We start from the raw sequence: 13,229 nt of genomic DNA, 5'->3' as shown, positions 1-13,229 counted from the left end.
ATCAGCCGAGATTGGCGTAGATCGGGAAGCGGCCGGTCAGTTCGAGCACCTTGGCCTTGACGCGAGCCTCGGTGGCCGCGTTGCCCTCGTCCGAGTTCGACGCCTTCAGCCCGTCGAGCACCTCGACGATCAGTCGGCCGACCTCGCGGAACTCCTCGATGCCGAAGCCGCGCGTGGTGGCGGCCGGCGTTCCGACGCGGATGCCGGACGTGATCGTCGGCTTCTCCGGATCGTTGGGCACGCCGTTCTTGTTGCAGGTGATGCCGGCGCGGCCGAGCGCCGTCTCGGCGGACTTCCCGGTCAGCATCTTGGGCCGCAGGTCCACCAGCATCAGGTGCGTGTCGGTGCCACCGGACACGATGTCGACGCCGCCCTCGCGCAGCACCTCTGCCAGCGCCCGCGCGTTGTCGGCCACCGCCTTGATGTAGCTGCGATAGGCCGGCTGCAGGGCCTCGCCGAAGGCAACGGCCTTGCCGGCGATGACATGCATCAGCGGGCCGCCCTGGAGACCCGGGAAGATCGCCGAATTGATCTTCTTGGCAATGTCCTCGTCGTTGGTGAGGATCAGGCCGCCGCGCGGGCCGCGCAGGGTCTTGTGCGTGGTGGAGGTCGCGACGTGGGCGTGCGGGAACGGGCTCGGATGCTGCCCGCCCGCCACGAGACCGGCGAAGTGGGCCATATCGACCCAGAGATAGGCTCCCACCGCATCGGCGATCGCACGGAAGCGCGCGAAGTCGATGACGCGCGAATAGGCCGAGCCGCCCGCCACGATGATCTCCGGCTTGTTCTCGTGCGCCAGCCGCTCGACCTCGTCGTAGTCGATCAGGCCGGTCCGCAGGTCGAGCCCGTACTGCACGGCGTTGAACCAACGGCCGGACAGGTTGGGCTTGGCGCCGTGCGTCAGGTGGCCGCCGGCGTCGAGGCTCATGCCGAGGATGGTCGCGCCCGGCTTGGTCAGGGCCAAGAGCACGCCCTGGTTGGCCTGGCTGCCCGAGCTCGGCTGGACGTTGGCGAAGCCGCAGCCGAACAGCGCCTTGGCCCGGTCGATCGCGAGCTGCTCGACCACGTCGACATACTCGCAGCCGCCGTAGTAGCGGCGGCCGGGATAGCCCTCGGCGTACTTGTTGGTGAGCACCGAGCCCTGCGCCTCGAGAACGGCGCGCGAGACGATGTTCTCGGAGGCGATCAGCTCGATCTCGTGCTGCTGACGGTGCAGCTCGTCACGCATCGCGCCGAAGAGGTCGGCGTCGACGGCGGCGATGCCATCGGTGAAGAAGCCGTTGTGTGCGGACGCCGTATCCATGGCGTGAGCGTGCGACATGACGGGGAGCTCCTCTCATCGGCGGCGCTGAGGGGCCGCGATTTGGCGGCGCCTTACCACGTTCCGGCACCCGGCGCCACAAGCGGATCGGGAACGCGAAAGGGCCCGGCGTCGCCGCCGGGCCCCTCCTCATGCGAAGCGCGCGCCGTTCAGTACGGCACGTCGGCGTAGACCTGCTCGCCCGAGGCGTAGGCGGTGGGGCGCGCGTCGGTCATCACGAGCTGCTCGGCCCCGTCGCGGGCGTAGATGTCGTCGCGGAACTGGACCACGGTCGGATCCGTGGCCCAGGCCGTCAGGTAGGTGAAGTGCAGCGGCACCGGGTTCGTCAGATCGACGTCCTGGCGCGTGCGGGCGGAGATCGTGCGCTCGATCGCCGCGCGGTCCCAGCCCGGCGTGTCGCGCGCCAGCCAGACGATCAGGTCGCGCACGTTCTGGACACGCACGCAGCCCGACGATTCGAAGCGCATGAGCTGCGAGAACACGCTCTGCTGCGGGGTGTCGTGCATGTAGACCGAATAGGGGTTCGGGAAGTTGATCTTCACCGAGGACATGGCGTTCATCCGGCCCGGATTCTGGCGGAACAGGTACTTCACCGCTTCGTCGGTCTGCCAGTTGATCGTCTCCGGCGGGATCACGCTCCCGTCGCCCGCATAGATGATGATGTCGTTGCGCTGCAGATAGGTCGGATCCTTCTGCATCAGCGGGATGATGTCCTTGCGGACGATCGACGCCGGCGCGTGCCAGTACGGGTTCAAGTTGAGGTTGGTGATCTTGGAGTCGAGGATCGGCGTCTGGCGATCGATCTTGCCCACCACCGCCGTGTGCCGCTGCACGACCCGGCCGTTCTCCACCGCCTCGATCGAGGCGGCCGGGATGTTGACCATCACGAAGCGGCCCGGATCGAGCTGGATCGCGGACAGGCGCTGGATGTTGGTGTTGAGCTGGTTCAGGCGCATGTCGGCCGGCACGTTCAGGGCCTTGAACGTGAACTCGCCGACCGATCCGTCGGCCGGCAGGCCGTGGCGGGCCTGGAAGCGGCGCACGGCGGCGTCGACATAGGTGTCGAAGGCCTGCGAGGCGCCGGCCGAGCGGTCGAGGTCGCCCGAGGCGACGAGGCGCTCGCGCAGATACGGCACGGCGGCGTTCTGGACGCCGAGCTCGAGCTTGGACTGGTCGGGCACGCGCGCCCAGCCGCCCGACATGGCGATCTGCTGATACTGGCTCACCGCCTGCTGCATCGCGTTCAGCGTGTTGGCGGAGAAGACGGGCTGGTTGGACGCGACGTTGCGGACGCTGGCCTGCCGGGTGTCGAACTGGTCGTTCCAGCCGCCCCGGTTCGGGGCTGCGAGAACGCCCTGGAGGGCGGACTGCGCCCTCGCGGCGCCGGCGAAGGCGCCCGCGCCCAGAAGGGTCGCGGCACCGGCCACGAAGCGGCGACGGTTCATGCGGATCGAACGGTTGTCTGCGCCTTGCGCCATTCTCGAAACCCCTTGGCAAGTCATGCCCACTTGCGCCGCAACATAGGGGCGGCTTGGTAAACCAAAGCGTAACGGGCAATCACGGATCCGACAGGGCACGTGCGCCTGCCGCATGGATATCCGAATGGGCATGGAATGCGGCAAAAAGGGGGAGCGGGCGCGCCAAAGCCCTGACCGGGCGAGATGTTTCGGCGCGGGTGTTGCAAAAAACCCCGCGAGCGGGACGACGCTCGCGGGGTTGGGGGACGATCGCGGACCGGAGGGGCGCGACCCGCCGACCGGAAGCCTCTCAGAGGCGGTACATGATGGAGTCGTTCCAGAAGCGGTCGAGGCGCTGGAGCGACTTGTTGAGCTTCTGGAACTCGCCCTCGTCGAGGCCGCCGACCTTGTCGATCGAGCCGATATGGCGGTCGTACAGCTCGGCCACGATCTCGGCGACCCCGAGACCCGACTTGGTGAGCGAGACGCGCACCGCCCGGCGGTCGACCCGCGAACGCTGGTGGTCGATGAAGCCGAGCTCCACCAGCTTCTTCAGGTTGTAGGAGACGTTGGAGCCGAGATAGAAGCCGCGGGTGCGCAGCTCGCCGGCGGTCAGCACGGAATCGCCGATGTTGAAGAGCAGCAGGGCCTGGACCGCGTTGATGTCCGTCCGGCCGTTGCGGTCGAACTCGTCCTTGATTACGTCCAGCAGCCGGCGGTGAAGGCGCTCCACCAGTTGCAGCGTCTCGAGGTACAGCATCTTCAGCTCGGGCTTGTCTTCCTTCACAAGCTCTGCAGGGCGCTTGGCGACCGTATTCTTCATGATCGATCCCACTGTTGCTTTCCGAGGTTCTTCATGACCTCGTCTTGTGGGAGAACTTACGTGCTGCGTCTAAAATTCGTTTTAAAACGCAGCCTTAACACACGGTTTAAGGAATTCGATCGCGATCTTGCTGAATGCAAAGTCAACGCGGACGCGCCAATGCGACCTGTTTCGCCTCACCGATCGCCGCGCATGCGCTGGCGCCTCTCGAAGGCGCCGACGATCCGCAGGGCGGCGAGCAGCGCCAGTCCGAAGGCGTGTCCGCCCAGAAGCAGCGGATCCGCCCCGAAGAGATGCGGGAAGCCCAGGCGCATGATCGCCTCGCAGGCCGCCACCAGGATCCAGATCACCCCGCCCCACGAGGTCGCGAGCCAGAGGCCCGTTCCGGCGACCGGATACAGCACCGCCAGGGTCGGCCCCGCGATGCGCCACCAGACGGGCATCAGGTCGAATCGCCAGAGCGGGCCGTCGAAGACGCCGATCAGCCGGATCCAGTAGACGAGGCCCATGCCGAACATCGCCAGTCCCGCGATCCGGCACAGCCAGACGATCAATGCACGATTGAGCGACGCGTCCCGATCCCGCTCGAAGATTTCCAGCGTCATGAACGCCGAGGCGCCGCGCCGCGGGGGCCGTGCGCGAATTCGGGGGTTTGTGGGATCATTCCGAGTCCTGATGGAGGCGCGGGCAGAACCTATGAAGGACGCCGCGCGACGGACAAAGGCTAGGCATGCTCGATGTCCGCGTCAATCTTGCGGCGCGATGCCCAGCGCCTTTCGGGGGGTTGTGCAAGCCAGGACGCCGGGGGCATAGCACTGCCGGAACGACACGGAAGGGACTGGCAGCATGGCCGAGCGCAATCCGATGACCGGCATGATCGACCGCGCCACGGGCGGCGCGCGGCTGCGCCGCCTGCGCCAGAGCGACTGGGCGCGGCGTCTGGTGCGCGAGACGGATGTGCGCGTGGACGATCTGATCTGGCCGATCTTCGTGCGCGAGGGTGACGGCGGGCCGGAGCCGGTCGCATCCATGCCCGGCGTGTCCCGGCTGTCGGTCGCGGGATGCGTCGAGGCCGCACGCGAGGCCGCCGATCTCGGCATCCCGGTGATCGCGCTGTTCCCCTACACCGACGCCTCGCTGCGCGACGAGGCCGGAAGCGAGGCGCTGAACGCCGACAACCTCGTGTGCCGTGCCACGCGTGCGATCAAGGACGTGGTGCCGGAGGTCGGCATCCTGTGCGACGTCGCACTCGATCCCTACACCAGCCACGGCCACGACGGCATCGTGCGCGACGGCGTGATCGTCAACGACGAGACGGTGGAGATCCTGTGCCGCCAGGCCCTGGTCCAGGCGCGCGCCGGCTGCGACATCGTCGGCCCGTCCGACATGATGGACGGGCGCGTCGCCTGCATCCGCGCCGCGCTCGACGCCGAAGGGTTCGGCGACGCGATGATCATGTCCTACGCCGCGAAATACGCCTCCGCGTTCTACGGCCCCTTCCGCGACGCGGTGGGCTCGGCGGGGGCGCTGCGCGGCGACAAGCGCACCTACCAGATGGACATGGGCAACGCGCTGGAAGCCCTTCGCGAGGCGGCGCAGGACGTGGCCGAGGGCGCCGACATGATCATGGTCAAGCCGGGCATGCCCTATCTCGACATCCTCGCACGGCTGGTGGACGAGTTCCGCATGCCGACCTTCGCCTACCAGACGTCGGGCGAGTATTCGACGATCATGGCGGCCGCCCAGAACGGCTGGATCGACGGCGACAAGGCGATGTTCGAATCGCTGCGTGCCTTCAAGCGCGCGGGGGCCTCGGGAATCCTGAGCTACTTCGCGCCGCGCGTGGCGAAGGCCCTGCACCGGGGCTGATCGGTCCCGGCCATTGCAGGGGCCGCGCTCCGGCCCCATCTCCTGAGCGTGCCGGACATGCGGCCCCCTTTGGAGTGACGTGACCATGAGCGATGCGACGGTTGAAAGCGCCGCACCCCGGACCTGGCTGGATCAGCCGCGCGCCCACGAGGGCGTGCGCTCGCGTCGCATCCTGGCGTTCCTCGTGGACTACACGATCGTCCTCCTGCTCTGCATCCCGTTCGGGCTGATTGTCGGCGTGCTTGGCATCCTCACGTTCGGCCTCGGCTGGATGCTGTACGGCGCGCTCTTCCCGCTGGTGGCCCTGCCCTATGTCGCCTTCACGCTCGGCGGCCGCGCCCAGGCGACGCCGGGCATGCGGCTATTTGGCATCCGCCTGGAGCGGCTCGACGGCGCGCCTACCGATCCCGGCCTCGGCGTCGCGCATTCCGTGCTGTTCTGGGTCGCCGGCGCCCTCACCTCGGGCTTCATCGTCCTCCTGGCGCTGTTCACCTCGCGCAAGCAGTTGCTGCAGGACCTTCTGCTCGGAACCGTGGTGGTGCGGCGCATCTGACCGGAAGGGTCGGTTTTTTTCGATCGCCGCGCCCTTGAGAGCTTTTCAAGCCGCGCGGCGGTCATCACACTCCAATGTCGCGCGCGGCATTTGTCCGCGCGCGATCCGAGGCGCCCGACCGCATGACCGCCCATCCGCAGAGCCCGCAGTTCTTCCTGACCGCCCCCTCGCCCTGCCCCTACCTCGACGGGCAGTTCGAGCGGAAGGTGTTCACGCATCTCGTCGGCGCCCGCGCCTCCGCGCTCCTCGATCTCCTGACGCAGGGTGGCTTCCGCCGCAGCCAGAACATCGCCTACCGCCCGGCCTGCGAGCGGTGCCGCGCCTGCGTGTCGGTGCGCATCCTGGTGGACGAGTTCCAGCCCACGCGATCGATGCGGCGCGTCATGCAGACCAATGCCGACCTGTTCGGCGAGATGGCGCAGGCCGAGCCGTCGTCCGAGCAGTTCGCGCTGTTCCGCCGCTATCTCGAGGCGCGCCACGCCAACGGCGGTATGGCCGAGATGAGCGCCGTGGACTACGCCATGATGGTGGAGGACAGCCAGGTCGATACGCGGCTGATCCAGTATCGGCGCAAGGGGCCGGACTACCGCATCACCGGTCGCTCCGACGAGGACCTGAAGGCCGTCGCGCTGAGCGACGTGATGGCCGACGGCATGTCGATGGTCTACTCGTTCTACCGGCCGGACGAGGCGGATCGGAGCCTCGGCACCTGGATGATCCTCGATCACATCCGCCGCACGCGCGAACTCGGGCTGCCCTATCTCTACCTCGGCTACTGGGTCGAGGGGTCGCGCAAGATGCAGTACAAGATCCGCTTCCAGCCGCAGGAGCACCTGATGGCCAAAGGTTGGGAGCGCTACGCCGAACAGGCGACGGACTAGACGCGCGCCGCCAACTCCCGCAGCCGGTCGGCATCGTCCTCGAACGCGAGGGCCCGCTCCGCCCGCGCCAGGGCATGCCGAGAATGGCGTCGAGCCGCCGCTGCGAAGTCGGGATGGTCGAGGCGCGATAGCGTCAGCAGCGCCTTCTGAAGACGCATGCCGACCTCCACGACGGACGCCCCGTCCCTGGCGATCGCGAGAAAGGCATCGTCGAAGAGGTCGTCGGCGCGCAGCGGCGGCACGAAGACGTTGTCGATATCCCCTTCGCGCTCTTCGTCAGGCTCCGCCCATGCCGCCAGCACACGCAGGAGCCGGTTGATCACGTCGACGGCCGTGCCGAGGTCGTTGGTGGCCGGCGAAAGCGCACGGCTCGCGACTTCGGTCAGGACGCATACGCCGAAACGCGGATCCTGGTCGAACGATCGCCGGTCCCCGATGGTGAAGCAGCCGACGATCCGTTTCGCGTCGATCGAGCCGCCTTGGACCGCCACGATCGGCTGGGTCACGTCGGCCAGTTCTCCGGGAAGGCGCAGGACGAAGATGCGAGCGCCGGCTTCGCTCGCGAGATCCGACAGGGCCCCGACGTCGACATGTTGGACGTAGCCGATCGACGGCGGCGCGAGGCGTTGCGCCTCGTCCGGCACGTCGCGCTCCCGATCCCAGAGAGGCTTTGCACCGAGGTAGGGAAGAAGATGCCGTTCGCGCACGGCGGCGAGGGCAGCTTCCTCGACGCGTTGCGTCGTCTCGGTCACGCGACCGAGGCGCGACAGGTGGTCGATCCAGCGCAGCAACGTCACGAGGATGAAGACGATCACGAGGATGGTGACGCCGAACAGGATGGCGCGGCCCTGTTCGCCATAGGTGCCGGTGGACAGCGCCACGATGCCGACGAGACTGAAGAGGAACGTGCCGATGAAGGTGGAGAGGACGTTCTGCGTCGTGGAGTCCTCCATGATGAGGACGTTGGCGCGGGGCGTGACGTTGCTGGTCGCGGCGGAATAGGCCGACACCATCGTGGAGAGCGAGAAGGTCGTGACGGTCAGCATCGAGGACGCGAGGATACCGAGGATGTTGTCGACGGCATCCGAGCCGATCGTGGTGGAGACGTTGACCGGAATGTAAGGGCTCGCCCAAGCCCCAAGCAGTGCGGTGGCGACGCCGAGCAGCGAGAACAGGCCGGCGCGAAACCAGATGCGGCGCGCGGCGCGTCGTAGGATCCAGCCCCAGCGCCCGATCATGCGCCGCCCCTGGCTTCGTCCGCCCGGCGCTGGCGCAGGGCGTCGGCCACGTAGTCGCGCGACAGGCTGTGGTAGAGCGGCGCGCCCGACACGAGCCGCGCGGTGCCGAAGCCGAGAAGCGCGGTGAGCATCACCGGCACGACGTTGGCCTGGTTGCCGGTCATCTCGATGATGATGACGAAGGCGGTCATGGGCGCCTGCACGACGCCGGCGAAATAGCCGGTCATTCCGAGAATGGCGGCCAGTCCCGCGCCCCCCCCGAGGACGAGGCCGACGGTGGAGCCGAGCCCCGCCCCCACGGCGAGCGACGGCGCGAAGATGCCGCCGGGGATGCCGGACACCATGGATGCCAACCCGGCCAGGAACTTGCCGACGAAGTAGAGCGGCGGCAGCGTGGCGCCCTCGATCGCCGCCCGCGCCTGCTCGTAGCCGGTGCCGAAGGTGGTGCCGCCCGAGGCGAGCCCGGTCAGCGCGACCACGAGACCGCCGAGGGCGGCGGCACCCACGACCCGGCGGGGCGCACCCTTGGTCCATCGGCGCAGGCGGCGCATGAGGCGCAGGGCCCCGGCGCTGAACAGCGCGCCCGCCGCGCCGCCCAGGACGCCGCACACGACCACCAGGAGCCAGCCGCTCGCCGAAGCGACGGACGCCTCGCTCTCGCCGAAATAGGTGTAGTTGCCGGTAAGTGCGAGCGAGGCGAGACCCGCGACCACCACGGCCGAGATCACCAGCCCGTTGGTGCGGGCCTCGTAGGCGCGCCCCATCTCCTCGATCGCGAACACGATGCCGGCGAGCGGCGTATTGAAGGCCGCGGCGATGCCGGCGGCGGATCCGGCCAGGATCAGGCCGCGCGCATGGATCGCGCCGCCGGCGCGGCCCACCGCCATCATGATCGCCGCGCCGACCTGCACCGTCGGCCCCTCGCGCCCGATCGAGGCGCCCGACAGGAGGCCGAGAAGCGTCAGGACGATCTTGCCGAACCCGACGCGCAACGACAGGAGGCGACGCCGCTCTGCCGGGGTCTCCAGGTGGCGGGCCGCGATGGCCTGCGGAATGCCGCTGCCCTGCGAGTTCGGGAAGTAGGTGAGAGCGAGATAGCTCGACAGCGCGAAACCGAGCGGCGGCACGAGAAGCATCGCCGCCGTGCCGTAGCCGGGGGACGAGGCCAGCGAGGCGAAAAGCGCCTGCGCCCCGTCGGCGAGCTTGGCGAAGATCACGCTGGTGAGGCCGACCGAAAGCGCCCCGACCCAGAACACCAGCCGCGGGCGCCAGGCGCGTCGCGACCAGAGCGCCACGCGGGAACGGCGCAGCATCGGCGCGCGGCGCAGGCGGGATCTCGATCGAACGGAATCAGGCTTCGACATGCAACACACTCAGGATCGGCGCATGCATCCGTTCATGCGCAGATGCCCTGCGCTTGTCGACCCATAACCTTCGCAAGTCCGCGTTTGGCCGCCGGAAACGCTCAGCCGAACCGGCCGCTCTTCGGGAAACCCTTCGGAACGAGGCGTCCCGCCTGCGCCCGGTCGCCTCGCCATTCCAGAAGCTCGGCCTCCGAGCGGGTGAACAGGCGCCCGGCCGGATCGGTCCAGGTCAGACCCTCGGCCAGCTTGAACACCCGCACGTCGAGCAGGCCCCCGTCCTTGAACCGCTGGAGCCGGACACCCTTGCCGCGAACCATCTCGGGCACTTGCGCCAGCGGGAACACCAGCATCTTGCGGTTGTCGCCGACGGCGGCCACCGTATCGCCGCCGCCGATGCGCTCGGCGCGCAGGAGGCGCATGGGTTCGGCGACGTTCAGGATCTGCTTGCCCTTGCGCGTGGAGGACAGGAGTTCGGCCTCGGCCACCACGAACCCGTTGCCGTCGCTGGAGACCAGCAGCCGCTTGCCCGCCGGGTCGGGCACGAAGCCGAGCGCGATGTCCTGATCGTCCTCGAGCTCGACCGCGAGGCGGATGGGATCGCCGTGCCCCCGGCCGCCGGGAAGCTTGTCGGCGCCGAGGGTGAAGGCGCGCCCGTTGGTGGAAAGGAACACCAGTTTGTCCGTCGTGAGCGCCGGAAAGGCCAGCTTCAGCCCGTCGCCCTCGCGGAACGTCAAGCCGGAAAGGTCCGCCAAGTGCCCGCGCATGGCGCGCAGGAAGCCCTTGCGCGACAGGACGATGGTGACCGGCTCCTTCTCGATCAGCGCCACGGCGATGTCGTCGGACGAGTGCTCCGGCGCATCGGCGAACAGCGTTCGGCGTTTGCCGAGCTTGGTCTTCTTGGAGAAGGTCTCGCGCACCTCGCGGATCTCGCCGGACACCTTGTCCCACTGGAGCTTTTCCGAGCCGAGCAGCGCCTGCTTCTCGTCCCGCTCCTCGCTCAGGCTGTCGAACTCGCGCTTGAGTTCGAACTCCTCCAGCTTGCGCAAGCTACGCAGGCGCATGTTGAGGATGGCCTCGGCCTGCAAGTCGGTGAGCTGGAACGTGGCCATCAGCGTGGCTTTGGGCTCGTCCTCCTCGCGGATGATGCGGATCACCTCGTCGAGGTTGAGGAAGGCGATCAGGTAGCCCGAGAGGATCTCCAGCCGCCGCTCGATCTGGTCGAGCCGGAACTGCGAGCGGCGGACCAGCACCTCGCGCTGATGCGCCAACCACTCGACCAGCACCTCGCGCAGCGACAGGACCTTGGGCACCTTGCCGCCCGACAGGACGTTCATGTTCAACGGGATACGCGATTCCAGATCGGTGAGGCGGAACAGCGATTCCATCAGGAGCACCGGGTCCACCGTGCGCGCCTTCGGCTCCAGCACGATGCGCACGTCCTCGGCCGACTCGTCGCGGATGTCGGCGAGCAGCGGAAGCCGCTTGGCGGTGAGGAGGTCCGCGATCTTCTCGATCAGCCGCGACTTCTGCACCTGGTACGGGATTTCGGTGACCACCACCACGTAGCCGCCGCGCCCCTGCTCCTCCCGCTCCCAGCGCGCGCGGACGCGGAACGAGCCGCGTCCCGTGGCATAGGCCTCGCGGATGGCGTCGCGCCCGTCCACCACCACGCCGCCGGTCGGGAAGTCCGGCCCCTGGACGAGGCGGAGCAGCGCGTCGGTGTCGGCGTCCGGCTGCTCGATGAGCTTGAGCGCGGCGTCGCAGATCTCGGCGGCGTTGTGCGGCGGGATCGAGGTCGCCATGCCGACCGCGATGCCGGAGGAACCGTTGGCGAGAAGGTTCGGGAAGGCGCCCGGCAGGACGACCGGCTCCTGGTCCTCCTCGTTGTAGGTCGGGCGGAAGTCGACCGCGTTCTCGTCGATACCGCGCAGGATCAGCGTCGCGACGTCGGTCATCCGAGCTTCGGTGTAGCGCATGGCCGCCGCGCTATCGCCGTCCACGTTGCCGAAGTTGCCCTGCCCGTCGATCAGCGGGTAGCGGATCGAGAAGTCCTGCGCGAGGCGAACCAGCGCGTCGTAGATCGACGCGTCGCCATGCGGATGGAACTTGCCCATCACGTCGCCGACGATGCGGGCGCACTTCTTGTACCCCTGGCCGGGGTCGAGACGCAGCACGCGCATCGCGTGGACGATCCGCCGGTGCACCGGCTTCAGCCCGTCGCGCACGTCCGGCAGTGCGCGGCCCATAATGGTGGACAGCGCATAGGCGAGGTACCGCTCCTCCAACGCCGCGCGCAGGTCGATCGGTTCGATGTCGCCGCCGTTCGGCGGGGTGTCCACAGGCTTGCCCATGGCCTCGGGCCATATCGCAAAGCGCGAACCGGAACAACACCAGAACAAACCGCGACCGATCGGCTCGATGGCGGGGGCGATCCCTTTTCACCTTCGCGAGACTGGCCATATTAGCGGCGTTCTCTACAGGTTCGTTCGATCGGAACGATTCGGTCCCGGTTCCGTCACCGTCAGAAAGGTGCTTCCATGCGCGTCCTCCCGTCCCGCCGCATCCTCGCGGGTCTCGCCTTCGTGCTGGCGGGCACGACCTCCTCGCTGGCAGCCGACGCCCAGGCCTTCGCCGACCGACTCAAGGCGGTGATGGCCGACCAGAAGGTGACGCTGAGCTTCGCCGGCGCCACCAGCGAGGGCGACGACGTGCTGCTGCGGAGCGCCACGGTGCGCGGCGCCGCCCCGGGCGAGGACGCGGTGTCGCTCGGCGACCTGCGGTTCGAGGACGTATCGGGCTCGACGGCCGACGGATGGCGTGTCGCGCGCGTGGCGCCGGGCGACATCGACCGCACGGACGGGCCGACGCGTACGCGCGTATCGGGGATCGTGGTCGAGGGCCTGCAGATCGAGGGCACGAACGCGACGACGCCTTCGGTCTCGCCCCTGTTCCTGGATCGCATCGCCGTCGCATCGGCTTCGGTGGAACGGGACGGGCAAGGCCTCGCCTCGCTGCAGGGCGTGGAGACCCGCATGGCGGCCGGCGCCGAGGGCGGCTACAGCGGCACGTTCGGCGTCCAGAGCTTTACCGTCGATACGCAGCCGGCGGACGGCGGCCGGGGCTCGGCCGTGATGGCGGATCTCGGCTACCGGCAGTTCACCGGCAACGTGTTGGGCAGCGCCTCGTGGAACCCGCAGTCCGGCGCGCTGACGCTCGACCCGCTCCAGGTCGTGGTGAACGATGCCGGAACGCTCGATTTCTCGTATACGCTGACGGGTTACACCCCGAGCTTCATCCAGTCCCTTAGCCAGATCAGCCAGCAGATGCAGGCGAACGGGGGGCAGAACGACGCGAGCGGCATGGCCGTGATCGGCCTGATCTCGCAGCTCTACCTCCAGTCGGCCGAACTCGCCTTCACCGACGCCTCGCTGACCAACCGGCTGCTCGACTACTACGCCAAGCAGAACAACCAGACGCGCGAACAGATGGTCTCCGGCCTCGTCGGTTCGCTGCCGCTGGCGCTCGCCTATATCCAGAACCCAGAGTTCCAGGCGCAGGTGACGGGCGCGGTGAAGGACTTCCTGGAGAACCCGCAGTCGCTGCGCATCTCGATCGCCCCGCCCGCACCGGTTCCGGCGACGCAGATACTCGGCGCGGCCATGGGCGCCCCCCAGACCTTGCCGCAGGTGCTCAACCTTTCGGTGCGCTCGGGCAACTGAGCCT

At 68.4% G+C, this 13,229-nt stretch carries 11 protein-coding genes; 4 read left to right on the top strand and 7 right to left on the bottom strand.

Going from position 1 to position 13,229, the window contains the following annotated elements; all coding sequences use genetic code 11:
- Position 1: 1 nt before the first annotated feature.
- From glyA to D3218_RS02085, 4 genes are all read right to left on the bottom strand, one after another.
- Positions 2-1,321, bottom strand: coding sequence for a serine hydroxymethyltransferase (glyA, locus tag D3218_RS02100; RefSeq protein WP_210209620.1), 1,320 nt, complete (start codon positions 1,319-1,321; stop codon positions 2-4).
- A gap of 149 nt (positions 1,322-1,470) precedes the next feature.
- Complete coding sequence (locus D3218_RS02095) at positions 1,471-2,799, bottom strand: L,D-transpeptidase family protein (RefSeq protein WP_245414883.1); 1,329 nt, start codon at positions 2,797-2,799, stop codon at positions 1,471-1,473.
- A 289-nt stretch (positions 2,800-3,088) separates the two neighbouring features.
- A complete protein-coding gene (gene ldtR / locus D3218_RS02090; protein ID WP_119538476.1) occupies positions 3,089-3,601 on the bottom strand; it encodes a transcriptional regulator LdtR in 513 nt (170 codons plus the stop codon).
- 176 nt (positions 3,602-3,777) lie between these two features.
- Positions 3,778-4,206 carry a DUF6163 family protein gene (locus tag D3218_RS02085; RefSeq protein ID WP_119538223.1) on the bottom strand — a complete coding sequence of 143 codons (429 nt, stop codon included), beginning with the start codon at positions 4,204-4,206 and terminating at the stop codon, positions 3,778-3,780.
- A 241-nt stretch (positions 4,207-4,447) separates the two neighbouring features.
- Between D3218_RS02085 and hemB the strand changes: the two genes are divergently transcribed.
- The 3 genes from hemB (at position 4,448) to D3218_RS02070 (ending at position 6,904) form a co-directional block, all read left to right on the top strand.
- Positions 4,448-5,470, top strand: a complete 1,023-nt coding sequence (gene hemB / locus D3218_RS02080) for a porphobilinogen synthase (protein WP_119538222.1) — start codon at positions 4,448-4,450, stop codon at positions 5,468-5,470.
- Between the two features lie 85 nt (positions 5,471-5,555).
- On the top strand, positions 5,556-6,023 hold the full coding sequence (locus D3218_RS02075; protein WP_119538221.1) for an RDD family protein: 468 nt from the start codon (positions 5,556-5,558) through the stop codon (positions 6,021-6,023).
- A gap of 122 nt (positions 6,024-6,145) precedes the next feature.
- Positions 6,146-6,904 (top strand): arginyltransferase, encoded by a 759-nt coding sequence (locus D3218_RS02070; protein WP_119538220.1) that lies wholly within the window; start codon positions 6,146-6,148, stop codon positions 6,902-6,904.
- On the opposite strand, the gene D3218_RS02065 is transcribed toward D3218_RS02070, so the two are convergent.
- From D3218_RS02065 to parC, 3 genes are all read right to left on the bottom strand, one after another.
- The gene (locus tag D3218_RS02065) at positions 6,901-8,142 is read right to left on the bottom strand and encodes a DUF2254 domain-containing protein (RefSeq protein WP_119538219.1); all 1,242 of its coding nucleotides are present in this window, start codon (positions 8,140-8,142) and stop codon (positions 6,901-6,903) included. The genes D3218_RS02070 and D3218_RS02065 overlap by 4 nt on opposite strands.
- Positions 8,139-9,506: a chloride channel protein gene (locus D3218_RS02060; RefSeq protein ID WP_119538218.1), complete on the bottom strand. Its 1,368-nt coding sequence runs from the start codon at positions 9,504-9,506 to the stop codon at positions 8,139-8,141. Before D3218_RS02060 ends, D3218_RS02065 begins: the two co-directional genes overlap by 4 nt.
- Before the next feature lie 101 nt (positions 9,507-9,607).
- On the bottom strand, positions 9,608-11,857 hold the full coding sequence (gene parC / locus D3218_RS02055; protein WP_119538217.1) for a DNA topoisomerase IV subunit A: 2,250 nt from the start codon (positions 11,855-11,857) through the stop codon (positions 9,608-9,610).
- Positions 11,858-12,043: 186 nt separating this feature from the next.
- On the opposite strand from parC, the gene D3218_RS02050 reads away from it, so the two are divergent.
- Entirely contained in the window at positions 12,044-13,225 is a 1,182-nt protein-coding gene (locus tag D3218_RS02050) for a hypothetical protein (RefSeq protein WP_119538216.1), read from the top strand.
- Positions 13,226-13,229 lie beyond the last annotated feature (4 nt).

It is taken from the genome of Aureimonas flava (assembly GCF_003583935.1).
Taxonomy (GTDB): Bacteria; Pseudomonadota; Alphaproteobacteria; order Rhizobiales; family Rhizobiaceae; genus Aureimonas; species Aureimonas flava.
The sequence above is the reverse complement of the archived record's forward strand: the minus strand, read 5'-3'. Positions and strand labels throughout refer to the sequence as shown.